15 protein-coding genes and 1 pseudogene are annotated in these 24,315 nt (G+C 54.8%); 15 read left to right on the forward strand and 1 reads right to left on the reverse strand.

Annotated features, from left to right (window positions below; all coding sequences use genetic code 11):
* Positions 1–4 precede the first annotated feature (4 nt).
* The 10 genes and pseudogenes from BLW59_RS00350 (at position 5) to ftsY (ending at position 15,004) form a co-directional block, all read left to right on the forward strand.
* The gene (locus BLW59_RS00350) at positions 5–670 is read left to right on the forward strand and encodes an amino acid ABC transporter permease (RefSeq protein ID WP_074695248.1); all 666 of its coding nucleotides are present in this window, start codon (positions 5–7) and stop codon (positions 668–670) included.
* Between the two features lie 6 nt (positions 671–676).
* A pseudogene (locus BLW59_RS18065) lies at positions 677–1,396 on the forward strand (amino acid ABC transporter ATP-binding protein); the annotation flags it as partial.
* A gap of 502 nt (positions 1,397–1,898) precedes the next feature.
* Positions 1,899–2,765, forward strand: coding sequence for a DUF7005 family protein (locus tag BLW59_RS00360; protein WP_074695250.1), 867 nt, complete (start codon positions 1,899–1,901; stop codon positions 2,763–2,765).
* 104 nt (positions 2,766–2,869) lie between these two features.
* Positions 2,870–5,251: an endonuclease MutS2 gene (locus BLW59_RS00365; protein ID WP_074695252.1), complete on the forward strand. Its 2,382-nt coding sequence runs from the start codon at positions 2,870–2,872 to the stop codon at positions 5,249–5,251.
* A 66-nt stretch (positions 5,252–5,317) separates the two neighbouring features.
* Positions 5,318–7,432, forward strand: a complete 2,115-nt coding sequence (locus BLW59_RS00370; protein ID WP_074695254.1) for a transglycosylase domain-containing protein — start codon at positions 5,318–5,320, stop codon at positions 7,430–7,432.
* Between the two features lie 70 nt (positions 7,433–7,502).
* Complete coding sequence (tyrS, locus tag BLW59_RS00375) at positions 7,503–8,711, forward strand: tyrosine--tRNA ligase (protein ID WP_029543933.1); 1,209 nt, start codon at positions 7,503–7,505, stop codon at positions 8,709–8,711.
* A gap of 310 nt (positions 8,712–9,021) precedes the next feature.
* Entirely contained in the window at positions 9,022–9,975 is a 954-nt protein-coding gene (locus BLW59_RS00380) for a magnesium transporter CorA family protein (RefSeq protein ID WP_029543935.1), read from the forward strand.
* 165 nt (positions 9,976–10,140) lie between these two features.
* Entirely contained in the window at positions 10,141–11,070 is a 930-nt protein-coding gene (locus BLW59_RS00385; protein ID WP_029543937.1) for a LysR family transcriptional regulator, read from the forward strand.
* A complete protein-coding gene (locus tag BLW59_RS00390; RefSeq protein ID WP_074695257.1) occupies positions 11,071–14,082 on the forward strand; it encodes an AAA family ATPase in 3,012 nt (1,003 codons plus the stop codon).
* Position 14,083: 1 nt separating this feature from the next.
* Complete coding sequence (gene ftsY, locus BLW59_RS00395; RefSeq protein WP_029543941.1) at positions 14,084–15,004, forward strand: signal recognition particle-docking protein FtsY; 921 nt, start codon at positions 14,084–14,086, stop codon at positions 15,002–15,004.
* A gap of 97 nt (positions 15,005–15,101) precedes the next feature.
* Here the strand turns inward: ftsY and hypF are convergent, their stop codons facing one another.
* Positions 15,102–17,447: a carbamoyltransferase HypF gene (gene hypF / locus BLW59_RS00400; RefSeq protein ID WP_074695259.1), complete on the reverse strand. Its 2,346-nt coding sequence runs from the start codon at positions 17,445–17,447 to the stop codon at positions 15,102–15,104.
* A gap of 191 nt (positions 17,448–17,638) precedes the next feature.
* Here hypF and BLW59_RS00405 point away from each other — a divergent pair, with 191 nt between their 5' ends.
* The 5 genes from BLW59_RS00405 to BLW59_RS00425 all read left to right on the forward strand — a co-directional run bounded on the left by BLW59_RS00405 (position 17,639) and on the right by BLW59_RS00425 (position 24,112).
* Positions 17,639–19,099 carry a nicotinate phosphoribosyltransferase gene (locus BLW59_RS00405; RefSeq protein ID WP_029543945.1) on the forward strand — a complete coding sequence of 487 codons (1,461 nt, stop codon included), beginning with the start codon at positions 17,639–17,641 and terminating at the stop codon, positions 19,097–19,099.
* 10 nt (positions 19,100–19,109) lie between these two features.
* Positions 19,110–19,970: a shikimate dehydrogenase gene (locus tag BLW59_RS00410; protein WP_074695261.1), complete on the forward strand. Its 861-nt coding sequence runs from the start codon at positions 19,110–19,112 to the stop codon at positions 19,968–19,970.
* A gap of 364 nt (positions 19,971–20,334) precedes the next feature.
* Entirely contained in the window at positions 20,335–21,375 is a 1,041-nt protein-coding gene (gene pheS, locus BLW59_RS00415) for a phenylalanine--tRNA ligase subunit alpha (RefSeq protein WP_029543948.1), read from the forward strand.
* A 17-nt stretch (positions 21,376–21,392) separates the two neighbouring features.
* A complete protein-coding gene (gene pheT, locus BLW59_RS00420) occupies positions 21,393–23,831 on the forward strand; it encodes a phenylalanine--tRNA ligase subunit beta (RefSeq protein ID WP_074695263.1) in 2,439 nt (812 codons plus the stop codon).
* 14 nt (positions 23,832–23,845) lie between these two features.
* Positions 23,846–24,112 carry a cell division protein ZapA gene (locus BLW59_RS00425; RefSeq protein ID WP_029543950.1) on the forward strand — a complete coding sequence of 89 codons (267 nt, stop codon included), beginning with the start codon at positions 23,846–23,848 and terminating at the stop codon, positions 24,110–24,112.
* Positions 24,113–24,315: the final 203 nt, after the last annotated feature.

Below are 24,315 nucleotides of genomic sequence, written 5' to 3' on the forward strand. Positions count from 1 at the left end.
GAAGATGGAGAAGCTTTATCAGATTTTTATTGCCAATGATGCCTGGATAACTATTGGCAAGGGCATTGGGGTGACGGTGGAGATTTCTCTGGTATCCCTGCTGGCAGGAACGCTCTTGGGAGCACTGATCTGCTTTTTCCGCATGGGGAAAAAACGCCTCCTGCGTCTATTGGCCATGGGCTACATTGCTTTGGTGCGGGGATGTCCGGTACTGATGCTTTTGATGTTGCTCTTTTATGGAGTCTTGGCTCAGAGTGGCTTGTCTCCCGTGGTGGTGGCTATCCTGGCTTTTTCTTTTCATACAGCGGCTCATGTGGCAGAGCTTTTGCGCTCCGCCATCCAGGCTACAGATCACGGGCAGGTAGAGGCAGCGCGCACGCTGGGGTTTTCCAGAGTGCAGGCCTTTCGCCTGGTGACACTGCCGCAGATGGTGCAGATTGCCCGGCCTGTCTACCAGTCTACCATTGTGAACCTGATTCAGTGGACCAGCGTAGTAGGCTATGTGACTATCACAGATCTTACCCGTGTCATATACAATACGGCCTCCCGCACCATGCAGCCCATGATTACCATGCTGGGCGGCATGGCCATCTATATCGTCATGTCTTATTGCGTATATGGGGTATTTGCCTGGCTGGAATGGCGTGAGAGAAGAGCGGTGGAGGAATAAATGGGGATACTTGAAGTACAGGGGCTTTCCAAAGCCTTTGGGGATTTGCAGGTGCTGAGCAAGGTGGATTTAAGTGTCAGGGAAGGTGAGCGCATCGCCATTATCGGTGGCTCTGGCTGTGGCAAGAGTGTCTTCCTGCGTTGCCTGAATCTGCTGGAGGTGCCTGATGCAGGCAGCATCACTATTGACGGGCAGGAAATCACAGCCCCAGGGGCGGATGTGGACACCATCCGTCGTCAGATGGGCATGGTTTTCCAGAAATTCCACCTGTTTTCCCATTACAATGTGCTGGACAATCTCTGCCTGGCTCCCACCATGCTTTTGGGCATGGAGCGCAAGGAGGCGGAGGAGAAGGCCATGGGGCTGCTCAATCAGGTGGGCCTTGCCGCTAAGGCCAGGGTCTTACCGGGGGTCCTTTCCGGCGGGCAGCAGCAGCGTATCGCCATATGCCGTTCCCTCATGATGGATCCCAAAGTTCTGCTGCTGGATGAGCCGACCAGCGCTTTGGACCCTACGATGGTGGCCGAGGTGCTGGCGGTTATCCGCATGCTGGCCAAGCAGGGGCTGACTATGCTCATCGTCACCCATGAGATGAAGTTTGCCCAGGAAGTGTCAGACCGCATCCTGTTCTTTGCGGACCGGGGCATCTATGAACAGGGGACACCAAAGGAAATTTTTGAGCAACCCAGGAGAGATAAGACGATTGCCTTTATCCGCAAGCATACGTTCTTCAGCTATGAGATTACCAGGCGGTCAGAGTTCGACTTGATGCAGCTGCAGGGCGGTATCTGGAATTTCGCAGAGAAATATGGCATAGGCGCGTCTATGGCCTATCAGTTGCAACTTTCTGGTGAGGAACTTATATATGAGTTTTGGCGAGGGAGCTTCAATGACGGGGAAGTGGTGGAACTCAGGTTGGACATTACCTATGCCCAAGCCATGGACCGCATCGTGGTGGAGGTCGTCAGCGGTGGCGCAGCCTACGATCCCTTCATAGCGGAGAGCGAAGATGATTCGGAGGAAATGGAGCACATGGGGATTACCCTGCTGAAAAAGAGAGCAGCCGGTTTTTCCTATGCCTATGAAGAAGGAAAAAATCGGGTACGGGTGGAATTCATAGAAAATAGGTAAGCGATCTTTGTTTGTCTAAAAGTTGTAAAGTGCTGTAGGCAGTGTGAACAAGTGATTATTAGTCGTACGGTACAACAGATAAGGGAAGAGATGGCAAATGAAAATTGACACGCTTTGCTTGGCTCAAAGGCAGACCGCAGAAGAATACCTGCAGCACGCTTATGAAATCCCGGAGGAGGTTCCCTTCTTGCCCATGCCTGATGAAGCTTTCGTTTCTAAGTGGCAGGAGGCAGCGGGTCGGACCGTGCTGGATTTCTTGATAGACGGACTAAGTCTTCCCGCCTTAGATTTCAGCTGGGAGGATGAAGAAGGGCTGGGTATTTCCTTTGCCCAGACTCTGGGAGGGCGGCTGCCTGTCATCTCCACCAGCAGTCATGAGGACTTCCGCGCTATGGACGCCCTCATGAGCGGACGGGAGGAAAAACGGGAACTGCCTCTGACGGTGAACGCCTTCACAATAGAGGCTAAGGCAGAGAATATCTTCCATCACCGTCTCTTGTTGCTGAACCGCGCTCCCTACAGCAATATTCCCGCTACCAGGCTGGGGCTGGGGGCGGGGGACTGGCTGGAGCGCTCCTATCGCTTGCGACGGGCGCACGAATGTGCCCATTATGAGACTTTGCGCCTTTTGGGTGGCATGAAGAATCATGCTTTGGATGAGATATTGGCCGATTCCTTTGGCCAGCTGGCCGCCTTTGGTGATTTCAGTGCTGACAGGCAGCGGCTTTTCTTCGGCCTGACCAGAGGAGAGACCAGCTGCACAGGCAGGCTCTCTTTCTATACCCAGAAGGTTGCCATGGAGGAAAGGGACAAGGTATACGCAGCGGTGGACAAGGTATTGGATATGATGGAAGCTGAAATAAAAGCGCTACTCTTAAGAAAAGCGAAAAAGGTGGAAATCCTGGCAGAACTGGCAGGCAGAAGCATAGCAGACAGGCTGGCGCAAGGATTCCCAGGAAAATGATTTATAGGCACGGATTAAAGTACCGTGCCTATTTTTATGTTTTATGGTACAATGAAGCCTATGCAAATCGACCATCTTGATAAATTATTGGGGTAAAGAGGAAAATGGAACAAGAAGCCTTCAAAACATTAGCATATGACAAGATAAAGGCCATGCTTATCGGTTGCGCCAGTTCTAATCTGGGCAAGAAGCTGGCGAAGAGCCTGCTGCCAAGTTCGGACTTTGATGAAGTATCCGGCTGGCTGGCAGAGACCGATGAAGCTGTGGAGATATTTGAGACTACGGCCCCGCCCCTGGGGGGCATCAGGGATATTACTTCCAGTCTCCGCAAGGTGGAGCTGGGCGCTACTTTAGACCTGGGCGAACTGGTAGAGGTGCGCAGCACCATGTATGCCATGCGCAATGTGAAATATTTCTTCCGGGATCTTTCTCTTGAAGTGCCTGTCCTGAAGGAACTGGCCCGGGGCATGGAAATCCTGGGGGAACTGGAACGCCATCTGGAAAATACCATTGATGAGCACGGCAATATCCGCGAGGATGCCAGCGTGGAACTCAGGCGCATCAACAGGGAACTGAGGGCTACTCAGGCTCACATAAAGGACAGGATGTCAGGTATCCTGCATTCTGCAGAGTATCAGAAGTATTTCCAGGATGCCATCGTCACTGTCCGTGATGAGCGCTATGTTATTCCTGTGAAGCAGGAATATCGTTCCCACTTCCCAGGTATCGTCCATGATCAGTCTGCCAGTGGCGCTACTCTCTTCATCGAGCCTATGGCTGTGGTGGAGATGAATAATGATGTGAAGCAGTTGACTCTGGCCAGGCAGCAGGAAATGAACCGCCTGATGAAGCAGCTTTCTCAGGAAATCCTGCGTCATCATGAGGATTTGGAGAACAACTGCGAGATTTTGGCGGAAATTGATTTTACCTTTGCCAAGGCCAAGCTGGCCAGGGAGATGGAAGCAAGCCGCCCCAAGCTCAATGATGAGGGGCGCACTGTCCTGAAGCAGGCCCGTCATCCGCTGATTGACAGGGAAAAAGTGGTGCCCATAGATATTGTGCTGGGGACGGACTATAGCATGCTGCTGGTCACGGGACCAAATACCGGCGGCAAGACCGTCAGCATGAAGACATTGGGGCTTTTGGTGCTGATGGCCCAGTCAGGCCTGTATCTTCCCACGGCCCCTGACTCCGAGCTGGCCATATATCAGAATGTCTATGCTGATATCGGTGACGAGCAGAGCATAGAGCAGAGCCTGTCTACCTTCTCCGCCCATATGACCCATATTGTGAAGATCTTGGGGCAGGTGGAGAAAGAGGATCTGTTGCTGCTGGATGAGCTGGGGGCGGGTACGGACCCGGAGGAGGGGGCTGCCCTGGCCATGTCCATTCTGGAGCGGCTGCTGGAAATCGGCACCACCACCGTGGCTACTACGCATTATTCAGAGCTAAAGACCTTTGCCTATAGCCGTACTGGCATTGAGAATGCCTGTGTGGAGTTTGACGTGAAGACCCTGCGGCCGACATACAGGCTGCTTCTGGGCACTCCCGGTGCTAGCAACGCCTTTGCTATCAGTCGTCGCCTGGGGCTTTCCGAAGCCTTGATTCTCAGGGCCAAGCAGCTGGTGGAGGCTGACCATGCCCAGTTCGAGAAAGTCGTCAATGAGCTGGAACAGGAAAAGATGATGTATGAGCAGCGCAATGCCGACATCATGGAAAGGCAGCAGCGGGTTACTGCCCTGCAGCTGAAGGTGGAACGCACCAAGGAGGAAATCTCCAGGCAGAAGGGCGAGATCATACGCAAGGCACGTGAGCAGAGCGCGGCCATGATACGCCGTACACGCCGGGAATCCGAGGAAATCATCAAGGAACTGAAGGAACAGTTCCAGGATATGGGCATCAAGAAACGACAGCAGGCTATCCAGGAGGCTCGTGCCAGACTTACGGAAGCATCGGCCAAGGCAAACCCTGGCATCATGGCCCAAAAGGGCGTGGGAAAGCCTGTAGACATCAAGACGATCCGGACAGGAGACACCGTCTATGTAAAGAGTCTGGACCAGAAGGGGACTGTGCTGGAAGTCAGCGGCAGCGAGCTTGAGGTGCAGCTGGGCAGTCTGCGTACCAAAGTCAAGGCTTCAAAGTGTACCTTTGTGGCTCATGGCAGCCAGGAGGAAAAGGCATCTGCTCCGATTGTCAGGAACAAGAATCGCCAGAGTGCCGGCTTTCTCCAGAAGACTGCCAATATCGGCAGGGAGATAGATATCCGTGGCATGATGGTTGACGAGGCGGAACTTATCATAGGCAAATTCCTTGATGATGCTGTCATGGCTGGCCTGAGCCAGGTGCTGATCATACATGGCAAAGGCACTGGTGCCTTGCGCAAAGGGGTCCAGGCTTATCTCAAGGGCCACAGAAACGTGCTCTCCTATGCCTTTGCGGATATCACTGAGGGCGGTACAGGGGCAACAGTTGTCAATTTGAAATGAATAAAGGTAGCTTTTCTCTTATGCAGTGGTGTATAATAAAAGGCATATTGTTTAAGGAGGCTGCTTATGGACAAAAGTTCAAATACAAAACAGCAGAAGCGCAGGCCTGCCAAGAAAAAAGGCAGCTCTGCCGGGCGTATCTTCCTGGGCTTCATAGTCGTGGTCTTGGTTATGGTAACCGGAATAGGCTGTGGTTTCCTTACCGCCAGCATGAATACCAAGCCGGATTTGGCCAGTGATATCCAGCCGCCGGCGTCATCCCAGATTTACGACATCAATGGCAACGAGATTGCCAATGTACATGCTACGGAAAACCGCATGCCTGTAAAGATTTCCCAGGTGCCCAAGGATCTGCAGAATGCCTTTGTAGCAGTGGAGGATAACCGTTTTTACGAACACATGGGCGTGGATCCCCGCGGCATCATGCGGGCACTCTGGTCTAACTTGCGGGGACAGAGCATTTCAGAGGGCGGCTCCACCATTACCCAGCAGTTGGCTAAAAATGCTTATCTTACCCAGGACCGTACGCTGAAACGCAAGGTTCAGGAAGTTTTCCTGGCTTTGCAGCTTGAGCGTCAGTACACCAAGCAGGAGATTCTGGAGCTTTATCTGAATCAGATTTATTTTGGCCAGGGTGCCTATGGTGTTCAGGCCGCTGCCAAGACCTATTTTGGCAAGAATGTTGAGGATTTGGATCTGAACGAATGTGCCATGCTGGCAGGCATTCCCAAAAGCCCCAATTACTATTCTCCTACCAGCAATCTCCAGGCCGCTGAAGAGCGTAAATCCGTGGTGCTGGATCAGATGGAAAAGTATGGCTACATCAACGCATCCCAGGCTTCAAAAACCAAAAAAGAGGAAATGAAACTGGTGAAGGCGACGAAGAATACCGACACCAATGAAGCATCGTATTTCATTGACTATGTCACTCAGAAACTCATTGACAAGTATGGTGCAGATGCAGTCTATAAAGATGGTTTGAAGATTTATACTACCATTGACATGGACATGCAGAGGGCGGCGGAAGAAGCCATGAAAAATCTGCCCCTTTATAACAAGGATGGAAATGGCATAGAGCAGCCTCAGGGGGCTCTGGTGGCTATAGATCCCCACAATGGCCATGTGAAGGCTATGGTTGGGGGCCGCGGTACGGATCAGTTCAATCGCGCTACTATGGCAGAAAGGCAGCCCGGTTCTGCTTTCAAGCCTTTTGTCTTTGCAGCGGCCTTGGAAAATAACTTCACGCCCAATACGGTCATTAACGACAGTCCTGTAAAAGTGGGGGATTGGGAACCGCAGAACTATGACCGCACTTTCAATGGCAAGGTTTCCCTGCGGGAAGTAGCCCGCAATTCACTTAATGTGCCCACGGTAAAGATTGCCCAGAAGCTGGGGATTGACAAACCTATCTATTATGCACAGGAAATGGGCATTACCACTTTTGTGCTTGAAGGTGCACAAAATGACCGCAATCTGGCTACGGCATTGGGGGGGCTTACCAAAGGTGTCACGCCTTTGGAACTCACCAGTGCTTATGGAACTTTTGCCAACAAGGGCATTCATGTAGAGCCGGTGGTTATTGTCAAAGTGCTTGACAGGAATGGCAAAGTCATCGAACAGGCTGAGGAACGGCAGCGCAGTGTCATCAGTGAAAACAGCGCGGCAGAACTTACCAGCATGCTCCAGACGGTCATTCAGAAAGGCACAGGCACCCATGCCAATATTGGCCGTCCTGCTGCAGGAAAGACAGGCACAACCAATGACTATCATGATGCTTGGTTTGTAGGTTATACTCCTGATTTGGTAGCTGGCGTCTGGGTGGGAAATGATAATAACACTTCCCTCCACAACATGACTGGCGGACAGACACCTGCAGAAATCTGGAAGGCTTTTATGTCCAAAGCCCTTGCCACTACGCCAGCAAAAAACTTTGATGGCAGCGCCGCTGGGAAAGATGATTCTGTGGGAGAGCTTGAAGATGACGAAAAGATAACCGTCAAGCAGAAGCCGTCAGAATTAAAGAAGGATAATAATCCTAAAGAAAAAGTTGAAGAAGCTCCAGTGAAGGGCGGTCAGAATGTTCCCGCTCAGGATAAGCAGGAACCGAAGCCTCAGCCCCAAAAAACTGAACCCGTTTCAGACGCCCCTGAGCGTGGCGGTGGAGTAGGCAAAGGCCGTTAAAATTTTTGTTTCCCTTGCAGGAATAATGAATTACTGCTGGAGTTAATCATAAGATAAAGGAGCGAGTTGGTTGTCTAACGTATTTGACATTTTGAAAGAACGCGGCTTTGTAGCCCAGTGCACCAATGAGGAGGAACTGAGGAAACTGTTTGATGAGGAGCAGGTTTCCTTTTATATAGGTTTTGATCCCACTGCTGACAGCCTGCATGCGGGTCATTTCATAGCGCTCATGGCCATGGCTCACATGCAGCGGGCAGGTCATCGTCCCATCTGCCTGGTGGGCGGTGGCACCGGCACCGTGGGTGATCCTTCCGGCCGTACGGATATGCGCCAGATGTTGACGGATGAAATCATTGAGCACAACTGTGAATGCTTCAAAAAGCAGATTGCCCGCTTCATCGATTTCTCTGATGGCAAGGCTCTGATGGTGAACAACGGCGACTGGCTCAGGAAGCTCAATTATATCGAGCTCCTGCGCGAAGTTGGCGCAGACTTCACTGTAAACCGCATGCTGTCTGCCGAGTGCTATAAGCAGCGCTGGGAGAAAGGCCTGACCTTCCTGGAATTCAACTACATGATCATGCAGGCCTATGACTTCCTGGAACTGAACCGCCGCTATGGCTGCAAGCTGGAAATGGGTGGCGATGACCAGTGGTCCAACATCATCGCTGGTGTTGAGCTCTGCCGTCGCAAGCTCAGTACCCCTGTTTATGGTCTCACCAACAAGCTGCTGACCAAGAGTGATGGCAAGAAGATGGGCAAGACTGCCGGCGGGGCTCTCTGGCTTGATGCGGAGAAGACTTCTCCCTATGAATTCTATCAGTACTGGCGCAACGTGGATGATGCAGATGTGGAGAAATGCCTGTCTCTGCTCACCTTCCTGCCTATGGATGAGGTGCGCCGCTTAGGTGCCATGAAGGATCAGCAGGCTAATGAAGCCAAGGCTGTATTGGCCTATGAAGTCACAAAGATTGTTCATGGCGAAGAAGAGGCCAGGAAAGCCAAGCAGTCTGCCGAAGCCCTTTTCGGTGGTGCAGGAAATGTGGCCGATATGCCTACTGTGGCAGCCGAAGCAGGAGACAAGCTGCTTGATGCCCTGGTGGCAGGTGGAGTCTTCGCTTCCAAAGGGGAAGGCAAGCGCTTGATACAGCAGAATGGCTTGAGCCTCAACGACAGCAAGGTTACGGATATTGACTACGTGCTGCAGGCTGGGGACTTCAATGATGGTGCTGCTATTGTAAAGAAGGGCAAGAAGAAGTATTACAAGCTGACTAAATGACGGCTTTTTATGGTGAAGGGTGCTGTGCGCAACGAAACGTGCAGCACCCTTTGTTTGTGGGAGGAAAGTGTCTCAGCTTTTTTTCTGGAAAAAAATAAATTAAGGTTGTATAATATAATTCGGAAATTTTAAGGACGCACTGAAAGGCTGGTGAGGAGCATGGATGATCACCCTAGTTCGGCAGACCCGAAGCGATGGAACATACATACGAATAAGGGGAGGTCTGCCCTTCCTACACTGGCCGTGGTCTTTTAGCTTTGCGCTGGTGCAGTTTGGGGCGGGTTCTTTCCTATGAGAAAGGAGACAGCCCATGCTGCAAATCTACAAGTCCGCTGAAAGCGGCCCCTTGCAGGAACTGAGCCTGAAGACTCTGGAGAAGGGAGCCTGGATCAATATCATTGACCCTACTCCCTATGAGCTGAAGGTGGTCAGCAACCTGACGGAGGTTGAGCCGGACTTCCTGCGTTCCGCACTGGATGATGAGGAGCGCTCCCATACGGACGTGGAGGACAATTCCATCATGGTCCTGACCAACGTGCCTGTATGCCGTGGCGAGGAAAGCTATGATGCCCTGCCTTTGGCCATCATTGTCACCACGGAGTATATCATTACCGTATGCCTGGAAGAGACGCCCGTGATGGCGGAGTTCAACGAGCGTACCGCCAAGCTCTTCCGCACCTATAAGAAGACAAGATTCCTTTTTCAGATACTTTATAAGTCAGCCACCCTTTACCTGCGCTATCTGCGGCAGATAAGCAAGCTTTCCGATGATATAGAGGTGCAGCTGCGCCACAACATGAGCAACAGGGAAATCCTGCGGCTCCTTGAGCTCCAGAAGGGCCTGACTTACTTCAATGCGGCCCTGCGTTCCAATGGCGCTGTCATGGACAAGCTCCTGCGCCTGCGCTCCAATCCCGCCATGAAGCCCATTCTGAAGATGTATGAAGAAGATGAGGACCTGCTGGAGGATGTCATCATCGAGAACAAGCAGGCCCGGGAAATGGTGGAGATGTACAGCAAGATCTTGGCCCGGCTGGCAGATACCTTCACTTCCATTATCTCCAACAACCAGAACCGGGTGATGAAATTCCTGGCTGCCATGACCATCATACTGGCTATCCCGACGGTGGTGTCCAGCTTCTTCGGCATGAATGTGCCGGTGCCCTTTGCGGAAGATGGCAAGGGGTTCATGTATGTCATGGTGATTGCCTTTGGCATATCCATATCCTCTGCCGTCATACTTTGGAGGCGGAATATGTTTTGATTCCGAATATGAAAATCCTCGCATTGGGCGGGGATTTTTCTTTTGGGTATAAAGGCTTTTCTTCGTCTTTGGGTGACAATAACCTGAAGCTATGATAAAATGGAACGGACTGAATGAACAACACTTATATAGATGATAGACATGAGATGTATGGGGGATTTCTCTATGGAGTTTCGGCAACTGGAGTATTTTTGCACCATCAGTGAGCTGGAAAATTTCACGCGCACGGCTGAGGTGCTGCATGTTTCCCAGCCCTCTGTCACCAAGGCCATCAAGGCTTTGGAGGCGGAACTGGGGGTGACGCTCATTGATCGCAGCCAGAAGCGGGCCACTCTTACGGAGGAGGGGAAAGTGTTCCTGCTCCATGCTCAGCGCATCATGCAGGATGCGGAGAGTGCCAGGCGGGATATGCAGAGGTTCCGGCGGGATAAGCATGAGACTCTGCGCTTTGGCATTCCACCTATGGTGGAGGCCTATCTCTTCCCGGATTTCTTCACCAAGTTCCGGCGGGCCTTTCCCGATGTGACTCTTGATGTGCAGGAGTTTGCCGATTCTGATGAGGTGAAGAACAGGGCAGATCTGGAGGAACTGGACTTCGGCATCGTGCTGGGAGGCACAGAGGACAATGACCATGCGCTGCCCATCATGGAGGATGCCATGAGCGTCTGCCTGCACCCGGAGCACCCGCTGGCAGGCAAAAGGATAATCACCTTTGAGGATCTGGCAGGAGAAAAGTTCATCATGCAGCAGCCCCGCACTTACCAGTACCGTGAAGTGTGTGCCCGCTGCAATGAGGCGGGGTTCGTGCCGGATGTGCTGCTCTGCACTTCCCAGCTCAAGACCATCAAGCAGCTGGTGGCTAATCAGGAGGGGATTTCCATCCTGCCGGATTTCGTCACCAGCATGGAGAGCATCTTTGTCAGGCGTCCTCTTTCTCCGGAACTGGAGGTCATGGTATACCTGTATTGGGGACAGCAGCGTTCCCTGTCAAAGGTGGACAACCGTCTCACTGATTTCATGCGGGAGTACGCTGCTACAGATGAATTCAAGCAAAGGTTTTTGGGAACCCACAAGCCTGAAGGGAGCAAGGCATAGTTGCAGCTTAAAAGATTGGAGGCATACGGCTTCAAGTCCTTTGCCGATAAGATAACCATAGATTTTGACTCGGGCATCACCGCCATCGTAGGGCCTAACGGCAGCGGCAAGAGCAATATCACCGATGCTATCCGCTGGGTGCTGGGTGAACAGAATGTCCGCAATCTGCGCGGGGCCAGGGCTGAGGATATCATCTTCACGGGCTCTGCCGCCAGGAAGCCCCTGGGGCTGGCAGAGGTGTCCCTGTTCTTTGCCAATGACGGCACCCTGCCTGTGGATTTCCGGGAAGTGGTGGTGACCCGCAGGCTTTACCGCAGCGGGGAAAGCGAGTTCTACATCAACCGTTCCCGCTGCCGCCTGAAGGATATCTACAACCTCTTCGCGGACACGGGCATCGGCCATGACGGCATGAGCATCATCGGCCAGAACCGCATCGATGATATCCTGAATAGCAAGCCCGAGGAGCGACGCCTGTTCTTCGAGGAAACGGCAGGTATCACCAAGTATCGTTCCCGCAAGCGGGAAACCCTGCGCCGCCTGACGGATACGGAAGGGAATCTGGTGCGTGTCCAGGACATCATCCGGGAGATAGAGAACCAGCTGGAACCTCTGGCCCAGCAGGCAGAGCGCACCCGCATCTACAACGGCCTCTCAGAGGAGCAGAAGAAATGCCGACTCACCCAGCTGGCTGTTGATTACCAGCGGGAAAGCCGGCGCCATAGTGAAAATGAGCAGAACCTCCAGAAAAAACGTGAGGAAGCACTCATTGCCGAGGCTGAGGTCAACAAGGCAGAGGCCCGCCGCCAGAAACTGGGCCAAAAGCTCATCGACTTGGAAAAGACCATGCAGGAACAGGCTGGCAAGAGCGAAAGGCTTCGCCAGAACATCGAAGCTGCCAGTCGTGAGGTGGCGGCCCTGGAGGAACGGCAGGAACAGAGCAAGGCTGTCAAGGAGAGAATCCTGGCCCGCCGTCAGGAGCTCAATAGCCTGCTGGCTAGTAAGGTGGCAGAACTGGCAGGGCTGGCTGCAGAGGAAAAGCAGAAACAGGCAGACTGGCAGCTGGCAGGTGAACTGCTGCAAAAGGAACGGGAGCGGGCTGCGGCCTACAAGGGCACCATTGCTTCTCGTCAGCAGGAAGTAAACGCTGCCCGAGAGGCAGTGCTCACAGCCCAGAGAAAGCTCACTTCTGTCCAGCAGGAATGCGCCATGCTGGAACGCATGCAGCAAGCCTATGAGGGCTTTGGCAAGGCGCCCAAGGCGATACTGAAAGCACGTGAGCCCTGGCGCAAGGGCGTGGCAGGCGCCGTGGCCGAGCTGATGGAGGTGCCTGCTGAATATGTCACTGCCATCGAGGTTGCTTTGGGTTCTGCCCAGCAGAATCTGGTCACCAGGGACACGGATACCGCCAAGGCGGCTATTGCTTTCTTGAAACAGCAGCATCTGGGCCGGGCTACCTTCCTGCCCCTTTACACCATTGTCCAGCGCACGGTGCCTGACTTGCAGGTGGCAGGGGAGCCGGGGGTGCTGGATTGGGCCAGCCGCCTGGTGAAGGTGCCTGCTGAATACAGCAAGGTGGCAGATTTCCTGCTGGCCAGGACCCTGGTGGTGGATGATCTCGACCATGCGCTGGCTCTGGCCAGGAAGCATAATCAGAAGCTGCGGCTGGTGACCCTCACCGGCGAGCTCATAAATCCTGGCGGTTCTCTCTCTGGTGGCGGCAAAGGCCATCAGGAGGCAGGCTTCCTCAACCGCAGTGCCGAGATTGAGACGCTGCAGGGAAAAATCAGCCAGGGCAAAGCCCGGGCTGAGGAGGCTGAGGCAAAGCTTGCTTCAGCCCAGAAACTTTTGGAGGAAGCCAGGCAGGACGCCGAGGAGCTGGCCAGCCTTATCCATGAGAGGGAAATCAAGCAGGCGGTGCTGAAGCAGGAAGCCCTGCGAGCCGGGGAAAGGCTGGAGAACTCCCGTCAGGAAAAGGCCCGGGGAGAGAAGGCCCTCAAGGACAATGAGCAGGAGGAAAAGGAACTGGCCGAAGGAGCCGCTGCCAGCCTGCAGCGCCTGAAGGAAATAGAAGCTCAGCAGCGTGAATGGCAGGATTCCTACGATGAGAGCCAGGAGCGCCATGCGGGACTTTACAAGCAGCGCATGGATGCACTCACAGAAAGCCAGGAACTGGAGCAGGCCGCCCGCAAGGCGGGCCGGGTCAGGCAGCAGCTACAGGAAGAAGTCCACAAGCTGGAGATTGTCAGCACCAAGCTGGAAATGGCTCTGGAGGAGTGGAAAGAAAATCTCTTCAGTGAATATGGCCTTACCCCTGACAGGGCGGCTGAAGAAGCATTGGACATGGAGCCTGCTCTCCTCAAGGCGCGGCTCCATGAATTGGGGGAGAAAATCAAGGCTTTAGGACCCGTAAACCCCAATGCCCTGCAGGAGCATGAGGAGCTATCCAAGCGTCATGGCTTCATGGAAAAGCAGGCCAAGGACCTGGTGGAGGCCAAGGAAAATCTGGAGAAGATACTGGCTGAGATGGATGAGGCCATGTCCAAGCAGTTCAAGGAAGCCTTTGCCCAGATACAGCTTTACTTCAGCGAGATTTTCGTGCGTCTCTTCGGGGGCGGCGAAGCGGAGCTGCGTCTTACGGACACAGAGGATGTATTGAATTCAGGTGTGGAGATACTGGTGACCCTGCCCCAGAAGAAGCGGCAGAACATGTCTGCCCTGTCAGGTGGGGAGAGGGCCCTGACAGTCATCGCCCTGCTGTTCTCCTTCCTCAGATACAAGCCTTCTCCCTTCTCGGTGCTGGATGAGATAGACGCGCCCCTGGATGAGGCCAATGTCATACGCTTTGGCGCCTTCCTGCGGGAGTTTGCAGAGGAAACCCAGTTCATCGTGGTGACTCACCGCAAAGGCACCATGGAGGCGGTGGATACCATGTACGGGGTGACCATAGAGGATGCGGGCGTTTCCCGTATCCTGTCGGTGAAATTGGATGATCTAGCAGATAAAGGAGCATAAGATGGGATTTTTTGACAAGCTGAAAAAGGGACTGAACAAGACCCGTGAGAATCTGACCAACAAGATAGAGAAACTGGTGCTGGGCTACGCCGACATCGATGATGACCTGCTGGACGAACTGGAGGAAACCCTCATCATGGCTGATGTGGGGGTGAAGACCACTGACAAGCTCATGACTGCCGTGCGCAAGGGCATCAAGAAGAAGGAAATCAACGGCCCTGAGGATCTGAAGCCCTTCCTGCAGAAGGAAATTGCCGCTATCCTCACTGCTGGGGAGGAGAATGATACCACCCGCACGGCCAAGGAGGGCCCCACGGTGCTGCTGACCATCGGCGTCAACGGCGCAGGCAAGACCACCACCATCGGCAAGCTCAGTGCCTATTACAAGGGTCAGGGCAAGAGCGTCATGCTGGCAGCGGCAGATACCTTCCGTGCGGCTGCCATCGACCAGCTGGAGGTATGGGGGGAGCGTACCGGCGCACGGGTCATCAAACATGAGGAGGGTTCCGACCCCGCTGCTGTGGCCTACGATGCTGTGCAGGCAGCCAAGGCCCGTGGCATTGATGTGCTGATCATCGATACCGCCGGACGCCTGCAGACCAAGTCCAATCTTATGCAGGAGCTGGAGAAGATCAATCGCGTCATAGGCCGTGAGATTCCCGGCGCTCCCCACGAGACTTTGCTGGTGCTGGATGCCACCACGGGCCAGAACGCCATCAGCCAGGCACAGCTTTTCACCAAGGCTGCGCCGATTTCCGGCGTAGTGCTCACCAAGCTGGACGGCACGGCCAAGGGCGGCGTGGTCATCGGCATCAAGTCCGAGCTTTCCATGCCTGTGAAATGGATTGGCGTGGGCGAGGGGGTCGAAGACTTGCGCCCCTTCGTGGCCGAGGATTTTGCCAAGGCTTTGTTTGAAAGTTAAATAGATGCAAAAAGGACGTTCCTTGTTTCGATTCGCAGGGAACGTCCTTTTGTTTTATCTGCTATTGTTTTTCAAAGAAATATGTTATTGGCATATTCTATCCGTTCATCTCTTTCAGCCGGTAAAGGGCGGCTGCTGCCTGCCCCAGGGCCAGTCCGCCGTCGTTGGGGGGCACCAGGCTGTGCTTCAGCACTTGGAACTCCTCTTTTCTGAGGGCTTGCAGCACGAGGCGCATCAGCAGGTGGTTTTGGAAGACACCGCCAGAAAGGGCAACGGTGGTGAGGCCTGTTTTCTCCCGGGCCAGTTTGCAGGCTTCCGTGATCTGGGCGGCCAGGCCTGCGTGGAATTTGAAGGCCAGCTGCTCTATATCTGCTTCTTCCTGCAAGCGCTCGTCCAGCATAAGCGCAAAGAGCTTTTCTGTGGGCAGTTCAAAGGGGGCATCAGCGAAGGTCTCGGGCGCAAGTGCGGCTTTATCCATTTCCAGCAGGGCAATGTCTGAGCGCAGGCCTGCACAGAAGCGGTTCTCATAGGCTTCGGCCGCAAATTCCAGGTACATGGAAGCCTCTCCTTCAAAGGTAGAACTGCTGCGGATGCCCAGCAGGGAGCTGACGCCATCGAAAAGCCTGCCGGCGCTGGTGGACTTGATGGCATTGAGTTTCTTGTCTGCCATGAGGAACTGGGAGGCAAGTTCCTTTGCGGGGCAGAGCTGCAGTTTTTCATTGAGCTGCCGCACTTTGTCCTGTTCTTTGGTGAGGCCGTAAAGCATGGCAATGGCTATGCGCCAGCCTTCCCGGGAGGCCTTGTCGCCTCCCGTCTGCAGGAAGGGGCGGATATGGCCCAGCCGTTCAAAGCCATGGTAATCTGCTTTCAGTATCTCGCCGCCCCAGACAGTGCCGTCCGTGCCGTAGCCCGTGCCGTCAAAGGAGACGCCAAGCACCGGCTCCTGCCAGTCATTTTCTGCCATGCAGGAGAGGATATGGGCATAGTGGTGCTGGACAGGCAGCAGGGGCAGGCCAAGTTCCCTGGCCACGGCAGTGGTGTTGTAGCGGGGATGGAGATCGCAGGCAACGATTTTGGGCTCGGTTTCCAATAGCTCGCCCATGCGCCTGACTGACTCCCGCAGAGCTGCCACTGTGCGCAGGTCGCCCATATCGCCGATATAGGGGGAGGGATAAAGCAGGCTGCCCTTGCCCAGGCAGAAGGTGTTCTTCAGTTCGCCGCCAATGCCCAGCACCGCGCCTTCAGGGGAAAAGTCTCCGCTAATCATAAAGGGCAGGGGAGCATAGCCGCGGCTGCGGCGTATCATGTAGGGCTGCCCTTCCAGCCAGTCCATTACTGAATCGTCTGCCCGCAATCTTATCTTGCGGTTGTGGGAAAGCATCAGGTCGCAGATTGGGGAAAGGGCTTTTGCAGCGTCCTCGTCTGTGCGGCAGATGGGAGCGCCGGAAGGGTTGCCGCTGGTCATCACCAGGCTGTCGGGGAATTCCTCTCCGTCAGGATAGTCAAAGAGCAGCATGTGCAGGGGGGTGTAGGGCAGCATAATTCCTACCTTGGGATTGCCCGGGGCGACTTCCTGGGCCAGCTGGCTGTCAACCCTGCGCTTCAGGAGCAGGATGGGCTTCTGGTGTCCTGTGAGGACTTCCTCCTGCCCCGGCTCTATGACACAATCCTTTTCTATGGCGGCTATATCCTTCATCATCAGGGCAAAGGGCTTCACAGGACGGTGCTTGAGCTTCCTGAGCCTGGCCACGGTTTCCCTGTTTTTGGCATCGCAGGAGAGGTGGAAGCCACCAATGCCCTTGATGGCCACAATGCCGCCCTGCCGCAGGCACTGCCTGGCTCTTTGCAGAGCTTCGGTTCCCCGCACCTGTGGCTCGCTTATGAGGTAAAGTTCCGGACCGCAGTCATTGCAGCACACAGGCTGGGCATCGTAGCGGCGGGTGGCAGGGCTATGGTATTCCTCTGCGCATTTGGCGCACATGGGGAATTCTCCCATGCTGGTGCGTTCCCTGTCATAGGGCATGGAGTCAAGGATAGTGAGCCGGGGGCCGCAGGCGGTGCAATTGATGAAGGGGTGCAGGTAGCGGCGGTCTCCAGGATCAAAGAGCTCAGCCCGGCACTTGTCGCAGGTGGCGATATCCGGGGAGACAAAGATTTCCCCGGCTTCTTTGGCGCTTTCGATGATTTCAAAGTCATGGAATTCTTTCCCGGCGCATTCTTCTGTTTCGACCTTCAGGATGGCGGAGCGTTCCGGGGGGCGTTCTTCCAGGGTTCTGAAGAAATCAGCCAGGTTTTCCCTTGTGCCTTGGGCATAGATTTCCACATAGGGACCCTTGTTGCATACGTTGCCGCAAATATGGAATTCATCGGCCAGACGGCTGACAAAGGGGCGGAAGCCCACTCCCTGGACAATGCCGTAGATTTTGCTATGAAAAAGTGCCATGATCATTCACTCCTAAATTCTGCCTTTCCCTTGATTATACTAGGTTTTGCAGTCAACGGCTACCAAAAGGCGCGGATAAGTTGTATAATAGCAGGGTATCGGTTTTTATGTAAATTTTAGTTTGAGTATGCATAAAGGGAGCACAGGCATCATGGTGGCTCCTTTATCAGCACTAAGCAAAGGAGCCTGTCATGACCCAGTTTGATAAACGCAATATTTCCATGATGATGGATTTCTACGAGATGACCATGTCCTATGGCTATTTCAATGACCACGACACGGATACCAAGGTGGTTTTTGATGTGTTCTACCGTCAGAACCCCGATGGGGGCGGTTTTGCCATTTTTGCCGGACTGGAGCAGGTCATTGAGTATGTGGAGAATATGCGTTTTTCGGAGGATGACATTGAGTATTTCCGCCAGCAGAATATGTTCTCTGAGGAATTCCTGGCCTTTTTGAGGGATTTCCGTTTCCATGGGGATATCTATGCCATGCCCGAGGGTACGGTGATGTACCCCAATGAGCCAATCCTGACGGTGGTGGGTTCCCTGATTGATGCCCAGCTGGTGGAGACGGCCATCCTCGCCCAGATCAACCACCAGTCACTGATTGCCACCAAGGCCCGCCGCATCGTAAAGGCTGCAGGTGAGGGGCGGGCTGTGTCCGATTTCGGCGCCCGCCGCGCCCACAATATGGATGCAGCCACCTACGGGGCCAGGGCTGCCTACATCGGCGGTGTGGTGGGCACTGCCACTGTGTCTGCTGGCCAGATGTTTGACATTCCCGTCAGCGGCACCATGGCTCACAGCTGGGTCATGTTCTACGGTGATGAGTACGAGGCCTTCCGGCACTATGCCGAGAATTATCCCGATGCCACGGTGCTGTTGGTGGATACCTATGATGTCATCCACTCCGGCATTCCCAATGCCATTCGCGTGGCCAGGGAAGTTTTGGAGCCTATGGGCAAGCGCCTCAAGGGCATCCGCATAGATTCCGGCGACCTGGCTTACCTTTCCAAGCGGGTGCGCAAGATGCTGGATGAGGCAGGCCTTGAGGACTGCATGATTGTGGTGTCCAACAGCCTGGACGAGTTCACCATCGCTTCCTTGCTGTCCCAGGGGGCCTGCATTGACAGCTTCGGCGTGGGTGAGCGCCTGATCACCGCCAAGTCCGAGCCGGTCTTTGGTGCGGTCTACAAGCTGGCTGCTGTGGGCGAGAACGGCAATTTCTCCCCCCGCATCAAGGTGTCTGAGAATGTGGAGAAAATCACCAACCCCGGCCTCAAGGACCTCTACCGCGTTTACGACAAGGACGGTCATGCGGTGGCGGATATGCTGGCAGTCTGCGGGGAGAAGGTTGACATGGAGCAGCCCTTCCGCTATGTGGATCCCCAGAAGCCTTGGAAAAACCGCAATTTCGAGGGCTGCACTGTGAAGAACCTGCGCCGCCTGTACGTGCAGGATGGCAAGCGCACCCAGGAACTGCCCACTTTAGGAGAGATTCGCGACTATGTGAAGTCCCAGCTGAAAGAAGAAATCTGGGAGGAAGAGCAGCGCTTTGAGAATCCCCACCGCCACTATTTGGATATGACGCCGGACTACTACGAGATGAAGATGGAACTGCTGTCCGAAACCAGGAAGCAGCACGGCTGAGGTGAGGGCAATGAACACAGGCAAGACAAAGAATCTTGGGGTCATGGGGTGGCCCATCGCCCACTCCCTTTCCCCTGCCATGCAGCAGGCGGCCATTGAGCAGGCTGGCATCGACTACAGCTATGTGGCCCTGCCCGTGGAGCCTGAGAAACTGCCTCAGGCAGTGGAGGGGCTGAAAGCCCTGAACTTTTCCGGCTGGAACGTGACCATTCCCCACAAGCGGGCCATCATGCCTTTGCTGGATGAGATAGATGAGGATGCTGTCATCATTGGGGCAGTGAATACCGTGGTGAACAGGGAAGGCCAGCTCAAAGGCTATAACACTGATATGCTGGGTTTCCTGAGTCCCTTGCAGGAAAAGGGCGTGAAGCTGGCAGGCGCCAGGGCACTTATCCTGGGGGCGGGGGGCGCTGCCAGGGCAGTGCTTTGGGGCCTCCTGAGAAGCGGTGTGGCTGCTGTGACTTTGGCTGTGCGCACACCGGAGAAGGGGGAGTCTCTGGCAGAGGAATTCAGGAGCCGCACTGAGGCAGATATTTCTGTCTGTGCCTTTGGCAGTGAAGACTTCCGCAAGGCTGAAGCTGAAGCGGATATCCTGGTGAACACAACCCCTTTGGGCATGACACCAAAAGTCGAAGAAGCTCCTCCTGTGGACTGGGATTCAGTAAAGGCTTCTGCCTTTGTCTACGATATAATCTATACTCCCGCCGAGACTCGTTTCCTGCGGGAGGCCAGGGAGCATGGCTGTGCCATTCAGAACGGCGAAGCCATGCTGGCAGGGCAGGGGGCGGCAGCCCTGGCCCTTTGGACGGACATTGAGCCGGATGCAGCCTGCATGTGCCATGCACTGAGAGCGGAACTTTCCAAGAGATAAACAGTGGCAGCAAGTGCATCTGCCATTGCAAAAAGCGCCTGAATATGCTAAACTTGATACCATCGTGACGATGATGGAGAAGAGTAAGTCGGATTGGCATCTTCAGGGAGTCCTGCCTAGACTGGGAGCGGGATGGTGCGGCTGGCTGAAAGTTCGCTCCGGAGCCCTTCGGTGAGAGCCGGACGTAGGCCTGCGTTAAAGGCATCGAGTGATAAATCAGGGTGGTACCGCGAAGTTTGCAGCTTCGCCCCTCGTTTTGCGTTTGCTTTGAGGGGCGGAGCTTTTTCTATTGCTTGAAAAGTTGTCCCTAAGGAACTGGCAATAAATGAACAGTTCCTAAGCCGTATCTGTAGGAGGTTAGATGATGGAAGAAAGAATCAAGGCACTCAGGGCTCAGGCCTCGGAGGCCATCAAGAAGGCTGCAGGCAGCCTGGAGGAACTGGACGATATCCGTGTGCAGTTCCTGGGCAAGAAAGGTGAGCTCACCAGTATTCTGCGGGGCATGGGCGCCGTGGCCAAGGAAGAGCGCCCCCGCCTGGGCAAGATTGTGAACGAGGCCAGGAGCGAGCTGGAGAAGCTCATCGCTGAGAAGAATGAGGAGCTCAAGGCCCGTGCCATGGAGAACCGTCTCGCCAGCGAGAAGATTGATGTGACCCTGCCGGGCCGTACCCAGCCTTTGGGACATCTGCATCCCCTGACCCTGACCCTTGAGCGTATCAAGGACATCTTCGTCCACATGGGCTTTTCCGTGGAAGAGGGACCGGAGATTGAGCGGGACTACTTCAACTTCGAGGCCCTGAACCTGCCCAAGGATCACCCTGCCCGGGATATGCAGGATTCCTTCTATATCACTGAAGAAATCCTCATGCGCTCCCAAACTTCTCCGGTGCAGGCCCGCACCATGCAGCGCTACAGTCAGGCTGGTGAGGCCAACAAGCCTATCCGCATGATTGCTCCCGGCCGGGTATATCGCCGTGATGAGTACGATGCCACCCATTCTCCCATGTTCACTCAGGTAGAGGGCCTGGTCATTGATGAGGGCATCAGCCTGGCAGACCTGAAGGGCACCCTGGAGACCTTCCTGCGCCAGATTTTCGGCGAGAAGGTGGGTGTGCGCTTCCGTCCCAGTTTCTTCCCTTTCACGGAGCCTTCTGCTGAGGTGGATATTTCCTGCGTCATGTGCCACGGCAAGGGCTGCCGGGTGTGCAAGGGCACGGGCTGGCTGGAAATCCTGGGGGCAGGCATGGTGCATCCCAATGTGCTGGCCATGAGCGGCTATGACCCCAAGAAGGTCAGCGGCTTTGCCTTTGGCATGGGCGTGGAGCGCATTGCCATGCTCTCTTATGGCGTGGATGATTTGCGCCTGTTCTACGACAACGATATGCGCTTCCTGCGCCAGTTCTGATTGGGAGGTTTAGATAAATGCAGGTATCCATGAAATGGCTTCAGGACTATATTGACCTGAAAGATAAAGTCACCGCCGAGGAACTGGCGGATAAATACACCATGGCCGGCGTGCCCGTGGAGAATGTCATCCGGGCCGACGAGGGCCTGGAGAAAGTGGTGACGGCCCGGGTGGAGAAAATCGTGCCCCATCCGGACTCCGACCACCTCTGGGTATGCACCCTGGATGTGGGCAAGGAGGAAAGGGTGCAGATTGTCACCGGCGCCCAGAATGTGAAGGAAGGGCATATTGTGCCTGCTGCTATGGTGGGAGCGCTGCTGCCCACCGGCCAGAAGATTTCCAAGGGCAAGCTGCGCGGCGTGCCCTCCAACGGCATGATGTGCTCTGCCGGGGAGCTGAAGCTGGACATTGAGGGCCTGCCCGAGGAGCAGCTGAACGGCATCTACATCCTGCCTGCTGATACTCCTGTAGGGGTTCCTGTGGCAGATGTATTGGGCATGGATGATGTGGTGCTGGAGTTCGAGCTCACCGCCAACCGCGGCGACTGCTTCAGCGTCTGGGGCCTGGTGCGTGAGGCCTCCGTGCTGACGGGGCTCCCGGCCAAGTATCCTGAAATCAAGGTCAACGAAGATGACGAGGCCAGCGCTGCCGAGATGGTGAAAATCGGCATCGAGGCCCATGACCTTTGCGACCGTTTCTCCGCCCGAGTGGTGAAGAACGTGAAGATTGGGCCGTCTCCGGCCTGGATGCAGGCTCGTCTGGAAGGAGCAGGCATCCGCGCCATCAACAACGTGGTGGATGTCACCAACTTCGTCATGGTGGAGCTGGGCCAGCCCATGCACGCCTATGACTACGATGAGGTGAAGGGCCACAGCCTCACTGCCCGCCGTGCCGTGGCCGGGGAGAACCTCCACACCCTGGACGATTCCGAGCGCACCGCCAAAGGTGAGGAACTGGTCATTGCCGATGCAGAGCATCCCGCAGGACTGGCTGGCATCATGGGCGGCCTGGAGAGCGAGGTCACGGAGAAGACCACCACGGTCATTTTCGAGGCAGCTTCTTTCAACGGCCCCAGCATCCGCCGCACCTCCCGTGCCTGCGGACTGCACTCCGAGGCTTCCGGCCGCTTCGAGCGCGGTGTGGATGTGACCAAGACCTGCCGTGCCCTGGACCGCGCTTGCCAGCTGCTGCAGGAGATGGGGGCCTGCACTGTCACCAAGGGCATTGTGGATGTCTATCCCGAGCCCAAGGAACAGGTGACTGTTGAGTACACTTGCGATGCCATCAACAAGCGCCTGGGCACCGACCTGCCCGCTGAGAAGATGACGGAAATCCTTGAGAGCCTGGGCTTTGAGGTCAGGGCCAAGGGGGAGGGCTTCGAGGCACTGGTGCCTACCTGGCGCAATGACGTGAGCCTGATGGAAGACCTTTCCGAGGAAGTGGCCCGCATTGTGGGCTTTGACAGCATTGAGAGCACTGCCCCCCGTGGTGATATGATGCAGGGCACCCAGAGCGCACGTCAGACCTTCATCGACAGCATCAAGCGCGTGCTGGTTTCCCTGGGCATGACGGAGGAGCTGTCCTTCAGCTTCACCAGCCCTGAGGCTCTGGACAAGCTTTGCGTGCCGGAGGACAGCGAGCTTCGTAATGCTGTGCCTATCATGAATCCTTTGACGGATGAATATCCGCTGGTGCGCACCACGCTGCTCACCAGCATCATGGAGAATGCCGTGCGCAACTTCTCCCGCAAGAATCTGGACCTGCGCCTCTTTGATGTAGCGCCTGTGTTTGCCCCCAAGGCCCTGCCTGTGACGGAGCTGCCCAACGAGGTAGTGAAGCTGGTGGGCCTGATTTCCGGCCGCCGCTACGAGGCTCTCTGGAACCAGCCTAATGATATGGTGGACTTCTATGATATGAAGGGCATTGTGGAACAGCTGCTTGCTGCTCTTTCCATCAGCAAGTACACGGTGGAAGCCGGAGAGCACTACACCATGCACCCGGGCAAGACAGCAGTCTTCAAGAAGGGCCGCGAAGTCATTGCCACCGTGGGCGAGCTCCATCCCCAGGCGGCTGAGAACTATGGCGTGAAGCAGCCCGTCTACCTCTTCGAGATGGACGTGGAGACTCTCATGAAGTACACGGCCAAGTCCTTCAAGTATGAGTCCCTGCCCAAGTATCCTGCCATCAGCCGTGATCTTGCCATGCTGGTGGATGCAGATGTGCAGGCTGCTGATATCGAGAAGGTTATCTCCAAGAATGGCGGCAAGTTCTTCCAGGGCGTGACCCTCTTTGATGTCTACACTGGCAAGCAGGTGGCAGAGGGCAAGAAGAGCATGGCCTTTAATCTCATGTTCCAGTCCAAGGACAAGACTCTGACGGATGAAGAGGCAGACAGCGCCTTCAAGAATATCCTGCAGGCTGTGGAACGCGAGTTCCAGGCTGAGCTTCGCGCCTGAGTGAGGTGACTGCTATGGCAAATGAGAAAGATATGAAAAAAGGTCCCCAGCGTGTGGTGCTGGAAATCTTCGGCGACAGTTTTGCCCTGAAGACCGATGATCCGGAACATATGGAGACCTTGGGGAAATTGGTAGACCAGCAGATGAAGAAGGTGGCTCATCAGGTGCACAGTTTCGACAGCACCAAGATTGCCATCCTGACAGCTTTGCAGCTGGCAGATGACTACTGCCAGCTCAAGAAGGATTATGACGAGCTGGTAGAGCTGATTAACGAAAAATAATGAAGTCCTGAAATCAAAACACTCCCCGTCAACTGGAGAACAAAAATATTTTTGGCTGGCAGATTCGTCTGCCAGTCTTTTTGTATAACAAGAGTCCATGGTTAGTCATAACATCGTTGTTTAAATTTTCAACCGGGATTTGCTTTGAAGTGGCATAGCATTTTTATTCATGGTAAAATAAGAGCCGAAATAGTGATGCAAAG

This window comes from Selenomonas sp. KH1T6, assembly GCF_900108415.1.
Classification (GTDB): Bacteria; Bacillota; Negativicutes; order Selenomonadales; family Selenomonadaceae; genus Selenomonas_B; species Selenomonas_B ruminantium_A.

What these genes read in the sequence shown, in the direction of transcription:
- BLW59_RS00350 (WP_074695248.1), top strand. Translation starts at nt 5, where the DNA reads ATGGAGAAGCTTTATCAGATTTTTATTGCCAATGATGCCTGGATAACT.
- BLW59_RS00360 (WP_074695250.1), top strand. Translation starts at nt 1,899, where the DNA reads ATGAAAATTGACACGCTTTGCTTGGCTCAAAGGCAGACCGCAGAAGAA.
- BLW59_RS00365 (WP_074695252.1), top strand. Translation starts at nt 2,870, where the DNA reads ATGGAACAAGAAGCCTTCAAAACATTAGCATATGACAAGATAAAGGCC.
- BLW59_RS00370 (WP_074695254.1), top strand. Translation starts at nt 5,318, where the DNA reads ATGGACAAAAGTTCAAATACAAAACAGCAGAAGCGCAGGCCTGCCAAG.
- BLW59_RS00380 (WP_029543935.1), top strand. Translation starts at nt 9,022, where the DNA reads ATGCTGCAAATCTACAAGTCCGCTGAAAGCGGCCCCTTGCAGGAACTG.
- BLW59_RS00385 (WP_029543937.1), top strand. Translation starts at nt 10,141, where the DNA reads ATGGAGTTTCGGCAACTGGAGTATTTTTGCACCATCAGTGAGCTGGAA.
- ftsY (WP_029543941.1), top strand. Translation starts at nt 14,084, where the DNA reads ATGGGATTTTTTGACAAGCTGAAAAAGGGACTGAACAAGACCCGTGAG.
- hypF (WP_074695259.1), bottom strand. Translation starts at nt 17,447, where the DNA reads ATGGCACTTTTTCATAGCAAAATCTACGGCATTGTCCAGGGAGTGGGC.
- BLW59_RS00405 (WP_029543945.1), top strand. Translation starts at nt 17,639, where the DNA reads ATGACCCAGTTTGATAAACGCAATATTTCCATGATGATGGATTTCTAC.
- BLW59_RS00410 (WP_074695261.1), top strand. Translation starts at nt 19,110, where the DNA reads ATGAACACAGGCAAGACAAAGAATCTTGGGGTCATGGGGTGGCCCATC.
- pheS (WP_029543948.1), top strand. Translation starts at nt 20,335, where the DNA reads ATGGAAGAAAGAATCAAGGCACTCAGGGCTCAGGCCTCGGAGGCCATC.
- pheT (WP_074695263.1), top strand. Translation starts at nt 21,393, where the DNA reads ATGCAGGTATCCATGAAATGGCTTCAGGACTATATTGACCTGAAAGAT.
- BLW59_RS00425 (WP_029543950.1), top strand. Translation starts at nt 23,846, where the DNA reads ATGGCAAATGAGAAAGATATGAAAAAAGGTCCCCAGCGTGTGGTGCTG.